Raw genomic sequence first — 19171 nt, forward strand, 5'->3', positions numbered from 1 at the left:
CTTGCGCGCAGATATTCAAACGCCTGGCGACCTCGTGGACGGGCTCATCACGAAACAAAGCCATGCCCAGAACCAGCCAAAGAACTTGGTCACTCGGCAAGCGGCGCCGCCGTATGGTGGCTTGCACCGAAAGGTTCAGCGCACTCGCTACCCACTCGATTGGGATGTTCTGAGTGAAGGTGCTCAGGTCAGAAAAGTTGAAGAGATCGCCGAGGTCGAGCAACTGCTGCTGAATGGGCATAAAAAAATCCGATGCCAGGAGTCTGACATCGGATTCTCTATAAAGCCCGGCCGGGACTCAAATGCTTAAGTGAACAGCATTACGGTCATGTGCCGGGGTTTTGTGCTTTTGGTGTTTGTTTACCGCCGCGCAATATCCGAAAAATAAAACTTATCCAACGTATGCCGCGACTCGGTGTACTCGAACTGCCGCCCGTCCTGCAAAAACGTCTGGTTGCTCACCACGATCACATGGCTCTGACCCTCAAGGTCCAGGTGCGTCTGGTCGTCCTTGCTGCGCGGCAGGGCTTCGATGGTGCGTTGGGCGTAGGCGATTTGCAGTTGCAGGGTCTGTTCGATAAACGCGTAGATCGACTGCTCGGCAATCGAGCGGTCCAGGCCGGGGATCACGTCGGCCACGAAGTGGTTGATGTCGAGGATCACCCGTTTGCCACCGATGCGCCGTACCCGTTTGATGCGGGTGATCAGGGTGCCGGGTTCGGCTTCGATGTGTTGCAGCAGTGAGCCTTCCAGTGGGAACTGAGTGAATTCGACCACTTCGGTGCGTACGTCGTCGCCCAGGTCGGCGTGGGTTTCGTGGAAGCTGACGATGCCGCCCAATTGGAACTCGATCGGGTTGGGCGACAACACGAACGTGCCCTTGCCGTGGATCTTTTGCGCAAACCCGCGCTCCTGCAACTGCTCGATGGCGCGACGCACGGTGCCTCGGCTGGCCTGGTAGCTGTCCATCAGTTCGGTTTCGGAGGGGAGGCGCGTGCCGCGTTGCAGGCGTTCAGTGGTGATGCTGGCAAGCAGATCCGTATAGATCTGGTTGTATTTGCTCATGGGGATGGCTCTTTGCCGGGGTTGCGGTCAAGGCAGGAACCTTAGTGGCAGAGAGGCGGTTTGTCCATTAGACCCTTGGTTCATGCGGCTTGCAGCGACGCGCTGTCCTACAAAAAATAAACAATATGTAACTCGTACAGACGAGTTGTTGCTTTAACTCGTACAGACGAGTACTTTTGCCCTCGGCGTGCTGCCAATGACTGCCCCCAATAAAAAAAACCAAAGTGGAACCCAAGCATGAGCCACGACTATTCCAATATCGCCCGCGAGATTCTCGAGAACCTCGGGGGCAGCGACAACCTTGAGCAAGCTGCCCACTGTGTGACCCGTCTGCGCCTGGCGCTCAAGGACCCGAGCCTGGTCAACAGCAGCGCGCTGAACCAGGTGGATCTGGTCAAGGGCTCGTTCTTTACCGGCGGTCTGTTCCAGGTGGTGATCGGCCCCGGCGAAGTGGAGAAGGTCTACGCCGCCCTGCGTGAACAGACCGGCCTCGCCGCCGCGACCATCGCCGACGTGAAGAAGAAGGGCGCCGACAAGACCAACGCCATGCAGCGCCTGGTGCGGGTGTTCTCCGATGTGTTCATGCCGATTCTGCCCGCGCTGATCATCGCCGGCCTGTTGATGGGCGTGAACAACCTGATGGGCGCCAAGGGCATGTTCATCGAGGGCAAGACGCTGCTGGAGGCTTATCCGGACCTGGATGGCCTGTGGAGCCTGATCAACCTGATGGCCAACACCTCGTTTGTGTTCCTGCCGGCCCTGGTGGGCTGGTCGGCGGCCAAGCGGTTTGGCGGCAGCGAAATCCTCGGCATCGTGCTCGGCCTGATGCTGGTGCACCCGGACCTGCTCAACGCCTGGAACTACGGCAAGGCGGTGGCTGGTCTCGACGGCCAGAGCCTGCCGTACTTCGATATCTTCGGTTGGTTCAAGATTGAAAAAGTCGGTTACCAGGGGCAGATCCTGCCGATCCTGATGGCGGCCTACGTGATGAGCGTCATCGAGAAATGGCTGCGGGCGCGGGTGCCCAACGCGATTCAACTGCTGGTCGTGCCGATCACCACCATCGTTGTGACCGGCGTGCTGGCCCTGGCCATCATCGGCCCGGTGACCCGTCACCTCGGCATCCTGATCACCGAAGGCGTGGTCACCCTGTTTGACCTGGCGCCGATGGTCGGCGGGGCGATTTTCGGCCTGCTGTATGCGCCGCTGGTGATCACCGGCATGCACCACATGTTCCTCGCCGTGGACCTGCAACTGATCTCCACCCAGGGCGGCACTTTCATCTGGCCGATGATCGTCATGTCCAACCTGGCCCAGGGCAGCGCCGCGCTCGCGGTGTTCTACACCACCCGTAATGCACGGGACAAAAGCATGGCCTCGACCTCGGCAATTTCCGCGTACTTCGGCATCACTGAACCTGCGATGTTTGGCGTGAACCTGCGCTTCAAGTTCCCGTTCTATGCAGCGCTGCTCGGCTCGGCGCTGGGTAGCATTTTCCTGTCGCTGAACAAGGTGCAGGCGTCGGCCATCGGCGTCGGTGGCTTGCCTGGATTCATTTCGATCATTCCGCAGTACATCCCCAGCTTTGTTATCGGGATGGTCATCGCGATCGTCGTGCCGTTTGTCCTGACCTGTGCGTTGAGCATGAAAATTGTTCGGCCTGGATATCGCGTCGCCTGAACCATCGCAATCGGGGCAAGCCCCCTCCCACATTGAAACGCATTTCAAATGTGGGAGGGGACTTGCCCCCGATGAGGCCCGAAAGGCCTGCACAGCAATCAACTGAAGGAACCCACCATGCAAGACTGGCAACACTCGGTGATCTACCAGATCTACCCCAAAAGCTTCCACAGCCACGCGGGTAACGCCACCGGTGACCTGCTGGGCATCGTGGACAAGCTCGACTACCTCAAATGGCTGGGCGTGGACTGCCTGTGGATCACCCCATTCCTGCGCTCGCCGCAACGCGACAACGGCTACGACATCAGCGACTACTACGCCATCGACCCCAGCTACGGGACCATGGCCGACTGCGACCTGCTGATCAGCGAAGCGGCCAAGCGCGGCATCAAGCTGATGCTCGACATCGTGGTCAACCACACCTCCATCGAGCACGAATGGTTCCAGCAGGCACGCAGCAGCCTGGACAATCCGTACCGCGACTTCTACATCTGGCGCGACCAGCCGAACAACTGGGAGTCCAAGTTCGGCGGCTCGGCCTGGGAATACGAGGCGCAAACCGGCCAGTACTTCCTGCACCTGTTCGACCACACCCAGGCCGACCTGAATTGGGACAACCCCAAGGTGCGCGCCGAGGTGTTCAAGCTGATGCGCTTCTGGCGCGACAAGGGCGTGGGCGGTTTCCGCCTGGATGTGATCAACCTGATCTCCAAGCCCGCCGATTTCCCCGAGGACACCAGCGACGGCCGCCGTTTCTACACCGACGGCCCGAACGTGCATGAATACCTGCAGGAAATGCACCGCGAAGTCTTCGAGGGACATGACCTGATCAATGTCGGCGAGATGTCGTCCACCAGCCTCGAGCACTGCATTCGCTACTCCAATCCCGCGTCGAAAGAACTGTCGATGACCTTCAACTTTCATCACCTGAAAGTCGATTACCCGAACCTGCAGAAGTGGGTGAAGGCTGACTTCGACTTCCTGCAGCTCAAGCAGATCTTCTCTGACTGGCAGCTGGGCATGCAGGCCGGTGGCGGCTGGAACGCGCTGTTCTGGTGCAACCACGACCAGCCGCGGGTGGTCTCGCGTTTCGGCAATGACGGTGAACATCGCGTGGTCTCGGCCAAGATGCTCGCCACCGCGCTGCACTTTCTCCAGGGCACGCCGTATGTGTACCAGGGCGAAGAACTGGGCATGACCAATCCGGGCTTTGACCGGATCGAACAGTACCGCGATGTGGAGACCCTGAACATCTTCCGACTCAAGCGTGATGCGGGGGAATCCGAGGCGTCGAGCATGGCGGCGATCATGCAGAAGTCCCGCGATAACGGCCGTACGCCGATGCAGTGGAATGCCGACAGGAATGCCGGTTTCAGCAGCGGAGAACCCTGGATCGGCATTCCGGCCAATGCCTCCATCATCAACGTCGAAAGCCAACGGGATGACCCCGAGTCCGTGCTGCATCACTACCGCGCATTGATTGCGTTGCGCCGTCATGAACCGCTGATCCAGGAAGGTATTTATCGCGAGCTGCTGCAAGGCCACTCGCAAGTCTGGGCGTACCTGCGCGAAGGCCATGGCGAACGCCTGCTGGTGCTGAACAACTTCTACGGCACGCCCTGCGAAATCCAACTGCCGGACAACGTGATCAACCAGGCGACTGAACAACGCCTGCTGATCAGTAACTACCCCGACTGCCCGGCGCGAACGGGCACGGTTGCATTACGCCCTTACGAATCGTTCGTGCTGCACCTCAAGGACTGAGACCCGCTGTAACCCCGTGTGGGAGCACGGGGCGCTGCAAAAAACATAATAAAAATATCGGAGTGCTTTATGAAAACAACAATAAAGCTGGGCCTCGTTGCGTCTTGTCTAAGCCTGCCTCTTGGCGTTCAAGCCTTGGAATTTGCGGGTTACGTGCGCAGTGGCGCGGGGACGTCGACGGGCAGTGGCCCACAGCAGTGTTTCCAATTACCCGGGGCGCAAACCAAATACCGTCTGGGCAACGAGTGCGAGCAGTACGCCGAACTGGAGTTGCGCCAGGACCTGCTCACCCTCGACGACGGCTCGGTGCTCAGCGTCGATGCCATGGCATCGCTCTACAACAAGTACGACCGCGCGCTGAAGTTCCAGGGCGAAAACAACGGCACCGCGCGCATGCCGCAGATGTATGCGCAGTGGTCCAACCTGCCAGCCCTTAATGGCGGTTCGCTGTGGGCCGGCCGGCGTTACTACAAACGTAACGACATCCATATCTCCGACTTCTACTACTGGAACCAGAGCGCCACGGGCGGTGGTATCGAGGACGTGCTGATCGGCGACCTCAAGTACAGCTATGCCATTTCCCGCAAGGACAACCTGTACCAGAAGGAATACGCCACCCGTCACGACTTCAACGTCGCGGGCTTCAAGACCAACCCCGGCGGCGAGCTGGAACTGGGCCTGAGCTACATCGAAAAAGCCGGCGGGCGCGACACCAACAGCGGTTGGGCGCTCACCGCGCAGCACGTGCAAAAACCTTTCCTGGGCGGCAAGAACAAGTTCGCCTTGCAGTACGGCGAAGGCCCCGGCACCGGCCTGGGTTACACCGGCAATACCTTGCTGGACAACAGCAGCAAAAGTTACCGCGCCGTGGAGTTTTTCGATTGGCAGGTGACCCCGCGTTTCGGTGGGCAGATCGAAGCGGTGTACCAGAAGGATATTCGTCCGGGCAGCCAGGACCAGACCTGGATGTCCCTCGGTGTGCGTCCGGCGTACGCCATCAGCGAACAGTTCAAACTGGTCGCCGAGCTTGGGCATGATCAGGTCGAGGCTACGGGCGGGACGCGCAAACTGAGCAAATTCACCTTCGCTCCGACCTGGTCGCCCAAAGGCCCGGATTTCTGGGCGCGGCCGGAGGTGCGCTTGTACTACACCTATGCCACCTGGAACGAAGCGGCCAAACGTGCGGCGAATGAATTGGCGGCGGGGTCGGCGTTGTCCGATACCGGCTCGTATGGCACGGCGCGGCATGGGTCGAACGTTGGTGTGCAGGTTGAGTATTGGTGGAAGTGACCCTTCCTCCGCTCAATGATATCTACGGAACAAAACAACAGGTGAAGTCATGACCACAACTCAACCCCTGGAATTACTGGCGCCCTTGTCGGGTGTGCTGCTGGCGCTGGACAAGGTGCCCGACCCGGTCTTCTCCAGCCGCCTGATCGGCGATGGCCTGTGCATCGACCCCACGTCGCAGACCCTCTGCGCGCCATTGGCCGGGACGATCAGCAATATCCAGGACAGTGGTCATGCCGTCAGCATCACCGACGACAACGGCGTCCAGGTGCTCATGCACATTGGCCTGGACACCGTGAACCTGGCGGGCAAGGGCTTCACCCGGTTGGTGCAGGAAGGCCAGCGGGTGGAGACCGGGCAGCCGTTGATCGAATTCGATGCCGACTACGTGGCGCTCCATGCGCGCAGTCTGCTGACCTTGATGCTGGTGGTCAGCGGCGAGCCGTTCAGCGTGTTGGCCACCGATGGTGTGGAGGTCGGCCAGCCGTTGCTGCAGTTATCCCCCGGTGAAGCCGTTGGCGCAGTGGACGAGGAGGAGGGCGATGCGCTGTTCTCCAAGCCGTTGACCTTACCCAATGCCAACGGTTTGCACGCCCGGCCGGCGGCGGTGTTCGCCCAGGCGGCGAAGGGGTTCAAGGCGAGCATCTACCTGCACAAGCAAACCCAGAGCGCTAACGCCAAGTCGCTGGTGGCAATCATGGCGTTGCAAACGGTACGGGGCGACAGCTTGCAGGTGAGCGCAGCAGGGCAAGATGCCGAAGAGGCGATCAAGGCGCTGGTGGCCTTGTTGGCTGAAGGTTGTGGCGAGGTAATTGCGAGCGTTGCCGAGCCCGTCGAAATTCAGTCGTCGGCGACCGTGCTGCGGGGCGTGTGTGCATCGCCGGGTTCGGCGTTTGGCCAGGTTGTTCAAGTGACTGAGCCTGAACTGACCATCACTGAGCAAGGCACGGGGGAAGCCACCGAACGTGCTGCCTTGGCGCGTGGCCTGCTGGCTGCCACTGAGGCATTGCAGGCGTTACGGGACAAGGCTGCCGGCAGTGCCCAGGCCGAGATTTTCCGCGCTCACCAAGAATTGCTCGAAGACCCGACCTTGCTGGAACAAGCCCACCGTTTGTTGGCGGAGGGCAAGAGCGCCGCGTTTGCCTGGAACAGTGCCACGCTCGCGACCGTCAAGCTATTCCAGGGGCTGGGCAACGCGCTGATCGCCGAGCGCGCGGCAGACCTGGCCGATGTCGGCAAGCGTGTGCTGAAACTGATCCTGGGTATTCAGGACAACGCCTGGGACTTGCCGGAGCGCGCGATCCTGATCGCCGAGCAATTGACCCCTTCGCAGACGGCCAGCCTGGATACCCGCAAAGTGCTGGGGTTCGTCACCGTTGGCGGCGGCGCGACCAGTCATGTCGCCATCCTTGCCCGCGCCCTCGGCCTACCGGCCATTTGCGGTGTTCCAACCGAGGTACTGGGGCTGGCCAATGGCAAACAGGTGTTGCTCGACGCCGACAAGGGCGAGCTGCACCTGGAGCCGGACCTGGCCGAAATCGAGCAACTGGACATTGCGCGCAAGCAACAGGCGCTCCGCCATCAGCGCGATGTGGCACAGGCGTCTTTGTCCGCCACAACCCGCGATGGCCATCACGTCGAAGTCACCGCCAACGTGGCCTCGTTGCAGGAGGTGGAGCAATCCCTGACCCTGGGTGGCGAAGGTGTCGGCCTTCTGCGCTCGGAATTCCTCTACCTGGATCGCAACCGTGCGCCAGGCCCCGATGAACAAGCGGCCACCTACACCGCCATCGCCCGTGCCCTGGGCACCGAGCGCAACCTGGTGGTGCGCACCCTGGACGTCGGCGGCGACAAGCCGTTGGCCTATGTGCCGATGGACGCCGAAACCAACCCGTTCCTCGGCCTGCGCGGTATCCGCCTGTGCCTGGAGCGTCCTGAGCTGCTGCGCGAACAATTCCGTGCGATCCTCGCCAGCGCAGGCTTTGCGCGGCTGCACATCATGTTGCCGATGGTCAGCCTGCTGTCGGAGCTGCACCTGGCCCGCAGGATGCTTGAAGAGGAAGCACTGGCGCTGGGGCTTACCGAGCTGCCGAAGCTGGGCATCATGATAGAAGTGCCGTCCGCCGCGCTGATGGCGGATGTGTTCGCGCCCCATGTGGACTTTTTCTCCATCGGCACCAACGACCTGACCCAATACACCCTGGCCATGGACCGCGACCACCCGCGCCTGGCCAACCAGGCCGATAGTTTCCACCCGGCGGTGCTGCGCCTGATCGCCACCACGGTCAAGGCCGCCCATGCCCATGGCAAGTGGGTGGGGGTGTGCGGTGCGCTGGCTTCCGAAGTGCTGGCCGTGCCGGTGCTGATCGGGCTGGGCGTGGACGAGTTGTCGGTCAGCGTGCCGTTGATCCCCACCATCAAGGCCACCGTGCGCGAACTGGACCTGGCCGACTGCCAGATCATCGCCCGTCAGGTACTGGGCCTGGAAGAAGCCGCCCAGGTGCGTGAGGCCTTGCGCCAATATCACGCAGCCACCGTTGAAACCTCACCTGTCATGGAGCTTTGAGCATGTTCGAGAAATTACAGCGGGCGTTCTGGAAAGCCCTGACGCCGGATTTGATTGCCGAGACCGTAGCAACACCGACGCAGAGTCTATTGCCGGCCGAAGTAATCAGCGCGTTGGGCGGCGCGGACAACCTCAAAACGCAGCAGCGTGTGGCGCTGACGCGGGTGCGGGTGCAGTTGCAGGATGCGGGGCGGTTGGATGAGGTGGCGTTGAAGGCGGCCGGTGTCGCAGGGGTGATGGTGTTAACAGGCGGCGTAGTCCATCTGCTCACCGGTCTCTAATCCAAATAGAGATCAAAATGTGGGAGGGGGCTTGCCCCCGATTGCAATGTATCTGTCAGCTTATTTGTAGCTGACACACCGCTATCGGGGTGCAAGCCCCCTCCCACTGGGTTTTGCTGTGTTCTTACAACTGTGGGTTGTCTTCCGGCGGCTTGGTCTTGTCGATACCCGGCACATGCAAGTTGCCTTCGACCACCTGGTTGCCCTCCAGCTGCGGCTGGGTCACCCAGGTGAGGATGTCGTAGTAACGCCGGATGTTTGCCACAAAGTGCACCGGCTCACCGCCTCGCGCATAGCCGTAGCGGGTCTTGCTGTACCACTGCTTCTGCGACAGGCGCGGCAGCATCTTTTTCACATCCAGCCACTTGTTCGGGTTCAGGCCTTCGCGCTTGGCCAGCGTGCGCGCATCCTCCAGGTGGCCGGTGCCAACGTTGTAGGCGGCGAGGGCGAACCAGGTGCGATCCGGTTCGGCGATGCTGTCGTCCAGTTCACCCTTGATCTTGGCCAGGTATTTGGCGCCGCCCATGATGCTTTGCTTGGGATCCAGGCGGTTGGACACGCCCATGGCCTGGGCGGTGTTCTGGGTCAGCATCATCAGGCCACGCACGCCGGTCTTGGAGGTGACGGCCGGCTGCCACAGCGATTCCTGATAGCCGATGGCGGCCAGCAGGCGCCAATCGACCTTTTCTTCCTTGGCATAGGCGCGGAAGTGTTTCTCGTACTTGGGTAAACGCTGCTGCAGATGCTGGGCGAAGGTGTAGGCACCCACATAGCCGAGCACGTCGACGTGCCCGTAGTAGCGGTCTTTCAGACGCTGCAACGTGCCGTTCTTCTCGACTTTATCCAGGTAACTGTTGATCTCGTTGAGCAGGCTGTTGTCATCACCGGCAGCGACAGCCCAGCTCTGGTTGCTGGCGTCGCCCAGGTCGAACGCCACGCGTACGTTGGGGAAGTACACCTGGTTCATCGCCACTTCGTTGGAGTCCACCAGGGTCAGATCGATTTGCCCCTCGTCCACCATGCGCAGCAGGTCGACTACCTCAACGGCGTCGGATTCTTCGTATTCAATTGCAGGATTCTGCTTCTTCAGCGCCGCCAATTGTTCGGCGTGGGTGCTGCCCTTGAGCACCATGATCTTCTTGCCCACCAGGTCCGCCGCGTTCGTCGGGCGGGACTGGCCATTGCGGTAGATGATCTGCGGAGTGACTTCCAGGTAAGGGTGGGAGAAACGTACCTGCGCCTTGCGCTGTTCGCTGCTGACCAGGCCGGCGGCGGCGAGGACCGGGCCGTTGGGTTTGCCCAACTGGCCGAACAGGTCGTCGAGGTTGTCGGCGGTCTCGATCTCCAGCTTCACGCCCAGGTCGTCGGCGAAGCGCTTGACCAGTTCGTACTCGAAACCGGTTTCACCGTTGCGGTCCTGGAAATAAGTCGCCGGGCTGTTCCGGGTGATCACCCGCAAGACGCCATCCTCCTTGATTCGCTCGAGCGTGCTGGGTTTATCAACACAGGCGCTGAGCATCAGGAAGAGTCCGGTGGCGATGAGCCATTTGGCGCATCGCGGTCGCAAAGCCGTTGGGGAGAACATCTGCGCAGTATACGCAAACGGCCCACGGCGCCATATCTCGACAGCGTGGGCGTTGTCTGCTAGCGCCGGCAAAACTGTGCTGCAACCCGCAGAAACGCGGCTTGGCGAGGGATTGTGACGGTTAAAATAACTGCGCCGAATGCCCCTCATGACCCGGCGAAAGGGGTGCAATCCGGCCAACTGACGTTCGGCGGCAGCCACCGGTAGCGTTTCGGGTGCCGTTGGCGGCGGTTTACGCTAGAATGCACGGCCTCAAAGCACACCCCCTTCCCGAGGCTGTCCCGAAGATGTTGATCCTGCGCGGCGCTCCTGCCCTTTCTGCCTTTCGCCACAGCAAGCTCCTTGAGCAACTGAGCCAGAAGGTTCCAGCTGTTACAGGCCTGTACGCTGAATTTGCTCACTTCGCCGACGTTACCGGCGTGTTGAACGCCGACGAACAGCAAGTGCTCGCACGCCTTCTGAAGTACGGCCCAAGCGTTCCGGTCCAAGAGCCTGATGGCCGCTTGTTCCTGGTGCTGCCACGGTTCGGCACCATCTCGCCCTGGTCGAGCAAGGCCAGCGATATCGCCCGTAACTGCGGCCTGGAGAAAATCCAGCGTCTGGAGCGTGGTATCGCTTTCTACGTCGCGGGCCAGTTCAGCGATGCCGACGCCGAGCTGATCGCCAGCAGCCTGCACGACCGCATGACCCAGATCATCGTCAGCCAGCTGGAACAGGCTGCCGGCCTGTTCAGCCATGCCGAGCCCAAGCCGCTGACCGCGATTGACGTGCTCGGCGGTGGCCGCGCCGCCCTCGAGAAGGCCAACACCGAGCTGGGCCTGGCCCTGGCCGAAGACGAGATCGACTACCTGGTCAACGCCTTCAACGGCTTGAAGCGCAACCCGCACGACATCGAACTGATGATGTTCGCCCAGGCCAACTCCGAGCACTGCCGTCACAAGATCTTCAACGCCAGCTGGGACATCGACGGCGAAAGCCAGGAAAAAAGCCTGTTCGGCATGATCAAGAACACCTACGTGATGCACAGCGAAGGGGTTCTTTCTGCTTATAAGGACAACGCCTCGGTGATCGTCGGCTCCGTCGCCGGCCGTTTCTTCCCGGACCCTGAGACCCGCCAGTACGGCGCGGTCCAGGAGCCGGTGCACATCCTGATGAAGGTCGAGACCCACAACCACCCGACCGCGATTGCCCCGTTCCCGGGCGCAGCCACCGGTTCCGGCGGCGAAATTCGCGACGAAGGTGCTACCGGTCGCGGCGCCAAGCCCAAGGCGGGCCTCACCGGTTTCACCGTGTCCAACCTGCAGATCCCGGGTTTCGAACAGCCGTGGGAAGTGCCGTACGGCAAGCCTGAGCGCATCGTCACCGCGCTGGACATCATGATCGAAGGCCCGCTGGGCGGCGCTGCGTTCAACAACGAATTCGGGCGTCCGGCGCTGACCGGTTACTTCCGGACCTTCGAACAATCCATCACCACCCCGCGTGGCGATGAAGTGCGCGGCTACCACAAGCCGATCATGTTGGCCGGCGGCATGGGCAACATCCGTGAAGAACACGTCAAGAAAGGCGAGATCCTGGTCGGCTCCAAGCTGATCGTGCTCGGCGGCCCGGCGATGCTGATCGGCCTCGGCGGCGGCGCGGCGTCCTCCATGGCCACCGGCACCAGCTCGGCAGACCTGGACTTCGCTTCGGTACAGCGCGAAAACCCGGAGATGGAACGCCGCTGCCAGGAAGTCATCGACCGTTGCTGGCAGTTGGGTGACAAGAACCCGATCAGCTTCATCCACGACGTCGGCGCGGGCGGTTTGTCCAATGCCTTCCCGGAACTGGTCAACGATGGCGACCGGGGTGGCCGCTTCGAACTGCGCAACATTCCAAACGACGAGCCGGGCATGGCCCCGCACGAAATCTGGAGCAACGAATCCCAGGAACGCTACGTACTGGCGGTTGGCACAGAAGACTTCGCGCGCTTCCAGGCCATCTGCGAACGCGAGCGCTGCCCGTTTGCCGTGGTCGGCGAAGCCACTGCCGAACCGCAGCTTACCGTCACCGACAGCCACTTCGGCAACAGCCCGGTGGACATGCCGCTTGAAGTGCTGCTGGGCAAAGCCCCGCGCATGCACCGTTCGGCGGTACGTGAAGCCGAGCTGGGCGATGACTTCGACCCAAGCCAACTTGAACTGGCCGACAGCATCGAACGCGTGCTGCACCACCCGGCCGTGGCGAGCAAGAGCTTCCTGATCACCATCGGCGACCGCACCATCACCGGCCTTGTGGCACGTGACCAGATGGTCGGCCCGTGGCAAGTGCCGGTGGCTGACGTTGCCGTCACCGCCACCAGCTTCGACGTCTACACCGGTGAAGCCATGGCCATGGGCGAACGTACGCCGCTGGCCCTGCTGGATGCGCCGGCGTCAGGCCGCATGGCAATCGGTGAAACCCTCACTAACATCGCGGCGTCGCGCATCGGCAAGCTGTCCGACATCAAGCTGTCGGCCAACTGGATGTCCGCTGCCGGCCACCCGGGTGAAGATGCGCGCCTGTACGACACCGTCAAGGCGGTCGGCATGGAACTGTGCCCTGAGCTGGGCATCACCATTCCGGTGGGCAAGGACTCCATGTCCATGGCCACCCGTTGGAACGAAGACGGCGTCGACAAGACAGTCACCTCGCCGCTGTCGCTGATCGTCACCGGTTTTGCACCGGTTACCGACATCCGCCAGACCCTGACCCCGCAACTGCGCATGGACAAGGGCACCACCGACCTGATCCTGATCGACCTGGGCCGTGGCCAGAACCGCATGGGCGCGTCGATCCTGGCGCAGACCCATGGCAAGCTCGGCAAGCAGGCTCCGGACGTCGATGACGCCGAAGACCTCAAAGCCTTTTTTGCCGTGATCCAGGGCCTCAACGCCGACGGTCACCTGCTGGCTTACCACGACCGTTCCGATGGTGGCTTGCTGACCAGCGTTGTCGAGATGGCCTTCGCCGGTCACTGCGGCCTGAATATCGTGCTCGACAGCGTTGCCGAGGATGCGTCCGAGATCAACGGCATCCTGTTCAACGAAGAGCTGGGCGCAGTGATCCAGGTTCGCCAGGACGCGACCCCGGACGTACTCGCCCAATTCAGCGCCGCTGGCCTGGACGACTGCGTGGCGGTGATCGGCCAGCCGATCAACAACGGCGAGATCAACATCTCGTTCAATGGCGACACGGTGTTTGCCGGCCAGCGCCGCTTGCTGCAACGCCAGTGGGCCGAGACCAGCTACCAGATCCAACGCCTGCGTGACAACGCCGACTGCGCCGAGCAGGAATTCGACGTGATCCTGGAAGAAGACAACCCGGGCCTGAGCACCAAGCTCAGCTTCGACGTCAACCAGGACATCGCCGCGCCTTACATCAAGAAAGGCATTCGTCCACAAGTTGCCGTACTGCGTGAGCAGGGCGTCAACGGCCAGGTGGAAATGGCGGCGGCGTTCGATCGCGCTGGCTTCAATGCGATCGACGTGCACATGAGCGACATCCTCGCCGGTCGCGTTGACCTCAACGAGTTCAAGGGCCTGGTGGCCTGCGGCGGTTTCTCCTACGGCGACGTGCTGGGTGCCGGTGAAGGCTGGGCCAAGTCGGCCCTGTTCAACAGCCGTGCGCGCGATGCGTTCCAGGGCTTCTTCGAGCGCAACGACAGCTTCACCCTGGGTGTGTGCAACGGTTGCCAGATGATGTCCAACCTCAGCGAACTGATCCCAGGCAGCGAGTTCTGGCCGCACTTTGTACGCAACCGTTCCGAGCAGTTCGAAGCCCGTGTTGCCATGGTGCAGGTGCAGGAGTCCAACTCGATCTTCCTGCAAGGCATGGCCGGTTCGCGCATGCCGATCGCCATTGCCCACGGTGAAGGCCATGCCGAGTTCGCCAGTGAAGAAGCGTTGCTTGAAGCTGACCTGTCCGGCACCGTCGCCCTGCGTTTCGTCGACAACCACGGCAAGGTCACCGAGACCTACCCGGCCAACCCGAACGGCTCGCCGCGCGGGATCACCGGCCTTACCAGCCGCGACGGTCGCGTGACCATCATGATGCCGCACCCGGAGCGTGTATTCCGCGCCGTGCAGAACTCATGGCGTCCGGAAGAGTGGAACGAAGACGGCGCCTGGATGCGCATGTTCCGCAACGCGCGCGTGTGGGTGAACTAAGGCCGTGTACAAGCTCAGCTTCTTCGTGCCCGACAGCCACGTGGAGACGGTGAAAACCGCTGTCTTCGCAGCGGGTGGCGGGCGCATCGGCAACTACGACAGCTGCGCCTGGCAAGTGCTGGGCCAGGGCCAATTCCGCGCGTTGGACGGCAGTCAGCCGTTTATCGGGCAGGTGGGCCAGGTTGAAGTGGTTGAAGAGTGGAAGGTTGAGCTGGTGGTGGCGGATGAGTTGATTGTGGCGGTTGTGGCTGCGTTGAAACTTAGTCACCCCTACGAGACACCGGCGTATGAGGTGTGGCAGTTGGCGGATTTTTGATTCGCACGCTGCAAAAACAAGAAACCCGCTGGGCCAGTTTGGCCAGCGGGTTTTTTGTCGGCTGTCAGGGCCTCATCGCGGGCAAGCCCGGCTCCCACATCTTGAATGTATTCACAGATAAAAATGTGGGAGCCGGGCTTGCCCGCGATGGGGGCTGTTCAGGCCAAGATTTGTTAGGCCCCAGCCCCAATCTGGCGACCGCTGACCAACCGCTCCAACGCGTCACCCAAGCCCGACGCTTTGTCACCAATCAACAAATGCCAAACACCGCTTTCCAGCTGGCTCACACCCTGGCAACCCAGAGCAGTCAGGTCAGCTTCAGACAACTCCGAGTCATCCCCTAACTCCACTCGCAACCGCGTCATCGCCACCGCTTCCAACTGGCGAACATTACCTCGGCCACCCAAGGCATTCAGCCATTTCTCAGCCTCTTGCACATTCACTGCTACGGGCTTATCCACAGGCGCCGGTTGCACGGGCACACTGGCAACAAACGAAGGCATGGCCAAGCGAATCTCATCGGCAATGCTGTCTGCCATCGGCCCGACCACCACCTGCAAACTGCCGCCGTTACCTGGCCGGACGACCGCCATGGCACCCAGCGCTTTCAACTCCGCATCCACCGCCTTGTTGCGATCCACCATGTCCAACCGTAAGCGCGTGGTGCAGGCGCCGACACTCAGCAAATTCTGTGCACCGCCCAAGGCCTGGATGTAGGCCGTGGCGCGCTGGTTATCTGTCATCACCTCAGCCTGCACCACCTGGATATCCTCACGCCCCGGCGTCTTCAGGTTGAACCGGCGAATGCAGTAGCTGAACACGCTGTAATAGACCAGCGCATACGCCAGGCCTACCGGGAACACCAGCCAGCCATTGGTGGACTTGCCCCAGCCCAGCACCATGTCGATAAACCCACCGGAGAAGGTAAAGCCCAGGTGGATATTCAGCATATTGGTGACCGCCATCGACAGGCCGGTCAGCACCGCATGGATCAGGTACAAAAACGGCGCGAGGAACATGAAGGCGAATTCAATCGGCTCGGTCACCCCGGTCAGAAACGACGTCAGCGCCATCGACAGGAAAATCCCGCCCATCACTTTGCGCCGTTCCGGCAGCGCATTGCGGTACATCGCCAGACACGCCGCTGGCAGCCCGAACAGCATCACCGGGAACATGCCGGTCATGAACTGGCCGCCTTTGGGGTCGCCAGCAAAGTAACGGGTCAGGTCGCCGGTCACCACGGCACCGGTCACCGGGTCGGTAAAGGTGCCGAACACGAACCACGCCATGTTGTTGAGGATATGGTGCAGGCCGGTGACGATCAGCAGGCGGTTGAACACGCCAAACACGAACGCGCCCAGGCTGCCGCTTTCCATCAGCAGCACACCGAAGCTGTTGATGCCGTGCTGGATCGGCGGCCAGATCAGGCCAAAGATCACGCCCAGCGCCACCGCCGAAAACCCCGTGACAATCGGCACGAACCGTCGCCCACCAAAGAACGCGAGGTACTCCGGCAGCTTGATGTCCTTGAAGCGGTTATACAGCGCGCCTGCCATCAAACCACTGGCGATACCGGCAAGCATGCCCATGTTGATGGTCGAGTCCATCACCTTGAGCGTGGAAACCATCACCAGGTAACCAATCGCACCCGCCAAACCCGCCGTGCCGTTGTTGTCGCGGGCGAAACCCACGGCGATGCCGATGGCGAAGATCAGCGCCAGGTTGGCGAAGATCGCCTGCCCGGCGTCGTGCATCACCGCGATGTTCAAAAGATCGGTGTCGCCCAGGCGCAGCAACAGGCCGGCGATCGGCAGGATCGCGATCGGTAGCATCAGTGCACGGCCCAGGCGTTGCAGGCCTTCGATGAAATGTTGGTACATGGCGAGTCTCCTTTTTTCTTGTTGTTGTCAGCTCAGCGGCCAGTGGTGTTGACAGGCTTGGCGAACGGCCTGGGCGCTGCTCAGGTTGAGCAGGCCCTGGCTCAGTTGCCGGCATTGCGCCGCGTCCAGGTGGCGGACGCGGTCCTTGATTTCTCCGATCTGCGGCGGGCTCACCGACAGCTCGCTGACCCCCAGGCCGACCAGTACCGGCGTGGCCAGCGGGTCGGAGGCGAGGGCGCCGCAGACCCCAACCCAGCGCCCGTGTTGCGCCGCGCCTGCGCAGGTCTGGGCGATCAGCCGCAGCAGCGCCGGGTGTAGCGCATCAACGCGCGCGGCGAGGCCGGCGTGGTCGCGGTCCATGGCCAGGGTGTACTGGGACAGGTCATTGGTGCCGATGGACAGGAAGTCGGCATGTTTGGCCAACTGCTCGGCCATCAGCGCGGCGGCGGGCACTTCGATCATCACGCCCAGTTCGGGACGCTGGGTCAGTTCCAACTCAGCGCACAACTCGTCCAGGCGCTGGCGAATCTGCAACAACTCATCCACCTCGCTGACCATCGGCAGCAGGATGCGGCAGCGCTCCAGCGGGCTGACTTGCAGCAGCGCCCGCAGTTGCTGGTCGAGCAGTTCCGGGCGTACCTGGGCCATGCGGATACCGCGCAGGCCCAGCACCGGGTTGGCCTCGACCGGCAGTGGCAGGTAGTCGAGTTGCTTGTCGCCGCCCACGTCGATGGTGCGGATGATCACCGACTTGTCGCCCATGGCATCCAGCACGGCCTGGTAGGCCTGGCGTTGTTCCTGTTCGTCCGGCGCGGTGCGGCGGTCGACGAAGAGAAACTCGGTGCGCAGCAGGCCGACGCCATCGGCGCCATTTTCAAACGCCACCAAGGCTTCGGCGCTGGAGGCAACATTCGCGGCAACTTCGATGCTCACGCCATCGGCGGTGCGTGCCGGCTGCCGGGCTTGGGCCTGTTGTTGCTGGCGCCGCAGTTTCTGCGTATCGCGAATCTGGTGTACTTCGGCGTGGCGCGCATCGCTGGGCGCCAGTTCCAGCCTGCCGTTGGCGGCGTCGAGGACCACGCGTTGGCCCTGGGGCACATCGAGGACTTCGGCGCCCAGCGCGACCACACAGGGCAAGCCTTTACCACGGGCCAAAATAGCCACATGGGAGGTGGCACCGCCTTCGGCCATGCAGATGCCTGCGGCATTTTGCGCGCTCAGTTGCAGCAGGTCGGACGGGGTCAGTTCGTGGGCGCTGACAATCGCCCCTGCGGGCAATTCGAAGTGCCAGGCTTCACCCAGCAATGCGCGCATTACCCGTTGCTGCAAATCCCGCAGATCATTGGCACGTTCGGCAAACAGCGGTTTGCCCAGGGCCAGCAACACGGCGCATTGCGCCTGGATCGCGTCGCGCCAGGCATGGGTGGCGGCACTGCCGTGCTCGATGGCGCCGGTGGCGGCGTCCAGCAGGGTCGGGTCTTCCAGCAGGGCGAGGTGGGCGGCGAAGATGTCTTCTTCCTCGACGTTCTTGCGTTGGCGCGCATGATCCAGGGTGCTGCGGATTTCGCTGCGCACCTGCTCCAGGGCGGCATCCAGGCGTTGCAGTTGCTCGTCGGCAGCATGCTTGCCGGTGTCTGCCGGCAGTTCGATACCGGTCAGGCGGAACAATGGCCCGCAGACCAGGCCCGGCGCGGCACACACGCCTTGCAACACACCCACTTCGGTATTGACCCGACGGGGCGCGGCTGCCACCGGGGTGTGGTGTTCTTCCTTGACGACGGCTGACAAGGCCGCGATCACTGCCTGCACCGCCGCTTCGGCATCCTTGCCGCGACAGCTCACACGCACCTCATCCCCTTCACCGATACCCAGGCCCAGTAAACCGATCAGGCTGTCACACGAGGCGGTTTTATTGCCAAAGTGCAGCGAGGCCTGGCTGCTGAAACCCTGCGCAGCCTTGCGCACCAACGCCGCCGGGCGGGCATGTAAACCACCGCGATGGGTGATGCGTACGCGGGCGCTGGCTTCACCCGCCGAGTTATCCACAGGCGTCGACACCGACGCTGCCGAACGCGCCACGATCTGCAACAACGGCTCGCCGACCTTGACCGTTCTAGCCGCCACCGAGCGCAACTCGAAGCGCTCGCCATTGGTCAGGATGATCAGGCTGACCAGGCTCTTGCACTGGCGTGCAATGCGGTCCAGCTCAAACTGCACCAGCGCCTGGCCCTTGCTTACCCGCGCGCCATCCTTCACCAGCAAGGCGAAGCCTTCGCCGTTCAGTTCCACCGTATCGATGCCCACATGCATCAACACCTCGGCACCGTTGTCAGCGCGGATCGTCAGTGCATGCCCGGTGCGGGCGACGTGGATGATCACGCCGTCACAGGGTGCATGCAGGCAGTCATTCAACGGGTCGATGGCAATGCCGTCGCCCATGGCGCCGCTGGCGAACACTTCGTCGGGAACGTTGCCCAGGGCCAGCACCGGTCCGCTGAGGGGGGCGCTGAGGGTCAGGTCATTATTGTTGTTGGACATGGGCACGGTACTCATCAGGAAA

At 62.0% G+C, this 19171-nt stretch carries 12 protein-coding genes; 7 read left to right on the forward strand and 5 right to left on the reverse strand.

Annotation, left to right across the window (positions count from 1 at the left end; genetic code table 11):
- On the reverse strand, positions 1–235 hold a 235-nt coding region (locus tag BMX59_RS19810; protein WP_175486696.1), incomplete at its 3' end, for a transposase domain-containing protein.
- A gap of 125 nt (positions 236–360) precedes the next feature.
- Complete coding sequence (gene treR, locus BMX59_RS19815) at positions 361–1065, reverse strand: trehalose operon repressor (protein WP_093124996.1); 705 nt, start codon at positions 1063–1065, stop codon at positions 361–363.
- A gap of 237 nt (positions 1066–1302) precedes the next feature.
- Between treR and treP the strand changes: the two genes are divergently transcribed.
- From treP to BMX59_RS19840, 5 genes are all read left to right on the forward strand, one after another.
- A complete protein-coding gene (gene treP, locus BMX59_RS19820) occupies positions 1303–2745 on the forward strand; it encodes a PTS system trehalose-specific EIIBC component (protein WP_093125001.1) in 1443 nt (480 codons plus the stop codon).
- Positions 2746–2862: 117 nt separating this feature from the next.
- On the forward strand, positions 2863–4509 hold the full coding sequence (gene treC, locus BMX59_RS19825; RefSeq protein ID WP_071489266.1) for an alpha,alpha-phosphotrehalase: 1647 nt from the start codon (positions 2863–2865) through the stop codon (positions 4507–4509).
- A gap of 69 nt (positions 4510–4578) precedes the next feature.
- Complete coding sequence (locus tag BMX59_RS19830; RefSeq protein WP_093125005.1) at positions 4579–5799, forward strand: maltoporin; 1221 nt, start codon at positions 4579–4581, stop codon at positions 5797–5799.
- Between the two features lie 49 nt (positions 5800–5848).
- Entirely contained in the window at positions 5849–8365 is a 2517-nt protein-coding gene (ptsP, locus tag BMX59_RS19835) for a phosphoenolpyruvate--protein phosphotransferase (RefSeq protein ID WP_093125010.1), read from the forward strand.
- Positions 8366–8367: 2 nt separating this feature from the next.
- Positions 8368–8646: a PTS sugar transporter subunit IIB gene (locus BMX59_RS19840; protein ID WP_071489269.1), complete on the forward strand. Its 279-nt coding sequence runs from the start codon at positions 8368–8370 to the stop codon at positions 8644–8646.
- Between the two features lie 124 nt (positions 8647–8770).
- Here the strand turns inward: BMX59_RS19840 and mltF are convergent, their stop codons facing one another.
- Positions 8771–10231: a membrane-bound lytic murein transglycosylase MltF gene (gene mltF / locus BMX59_RS19845; protein WP_093125016.1), complete on the reverse strand. Its 1461-nt coding sequence runs from the start codon at positions 10229–10231 to the stop codon at positions 8771–8773.
- A gap of 287 nt (positions 10232–10518) precedes the next feature.
- On the opposite strand from mltF, the gene purL reads away from it, so the two are divergent.
- Together purL and BMX59_RS19855 are read left to right on the forward strand one after the other, a co-directional pair.
- Complete coding sequence (gene purL, locus BMX59_RS19850; RefSeq protein ID WP_093125021.1) at positions 10519–14415, forward strand: phosphoribosylformylglycinamidine synthase; 3897 nt, start codon at positions 10519–10521, stop codon at positions 14413–14415.
- Between the two features lie 4 nt (positions 14416–14419).
- Positions 14420–14731 (forward strand): YqfO family protein, encoded by a 312-nt coding sequence (locus tag BMX59_RS19855; protein WP_015885716.1) that lies wholly within the window; start codon positions 14420–14422, stop codon positions 14729–14731.
- Between the two features lie 173 nt (positions 14732–14904).
- On the opposite strand, the gene nagE is transcribed toward BMX59_RS19855, so the two are convergent.
- Entirely contained in the window at positions 14905–16611 is a 1707-nt protein-coding gene (gene nagE / locus BMX59_RS19860; protein ID WP_093125025.1) for an N-acetylglucosamine-specific PTS transporter subunit IIBC, read from the reverse strand.
- A gap of 27 nt (positions 16612–16638) precedes the next feature.
- The gene (ptsP, locus tag BMX59_RS19865) at positions 16639–19149 is read right to left on the reverse strand and encodes a phosphoenolpyruvate--protein phosphotransferase (protein ID WP_093125027.1); all 2511 of its coding nucleotides are present in this window, start codon (positions 19147–19149) and stop codon (positions 16639–16641) included.
- Positions 19150–19171 lie beyond the last annotated feature (22 nt).

Origin of the sequence: Pseudomonas sp. NFR09 (assembly GCF_900111535.1) — a bacterium.
GTDB lineage: Bacteria > Pseudomonadota > Gammaproteobacteria > Pseudomonadales > Pseudomonadaceae > Aquipseudomonas > Aquipseudomonas extremorientalis.

Excerpts from the sequence above, each read along its gene's own strand:
- BMX59_RS19840 (WP_071489269.1), top strand. The coding sequence starts at position 8,368 with ATGTTCGAGAAATTACAGCGGGCGTTCTGGAAAGCCCTGACGCCGGAT.
- mltF (WP_093125016.1), bottom strand. The coding sequence starts at position 10,231 with ATGTTCTCCCCAACGGCTTTGCGACCGCGATGCGCCAAATGGCTCATC.
- treP (WP_093125001.1), top strand. The coding sequence starts at position 1,303 with ATGAGCCACGACTATTCCAATATCGCCCGCGAGATTCTCGAGAACCTC.
- ptsP (WP_093125010.1), top strand. The coding sequence starts at position 5,849 with ATGACCACAACTCAACCCCTGGAATTACTGGCGCCCTTGTCGGGTGTG.
- ptsP (WP_093125027.1), bottom strand. The coding sequence starts at position 19,149 with ATGTCCAACAACAATAATGACCTGACCCTCAGCGCCCCCCTCAGCGGA.
- BMX59_RS19830 (WP_093125005.1), top strand. The coding sequence starts at position 4,579 with ATGAAAACAACAATAAAGCTGGGCCTCGTTGCGTCTTGTCTAAGCCTG.
- treR (WP_093124996.1), bottom strand. The coding sequence starts at position 1,065 with ATGAGCAAATACAACCAGATCTATACGGATCTGCTTGCCAGCATCACC.
- nagE (WP_093125025.1), bottom strand. The coding sequence starts at position 16,611 with ATGTACCAACATTTCATCGAAGGCCTGCAACGCCTGGGCCGTGCACTG.
- treC (WP_071489266.1), top strand. The coding sequence starts at position 2,863 with ATGCAAGACTGGCAACACTCGGTGATCTACCAGATCTACCCCAAAAGC.
- purL (WP_093125021.1), top strand. The coding sequence starts at position 10,519 with ATGTTGATCCTGCGCGGCGCTCCTGCCCTTTCTGCCTTTCGCCACAGC.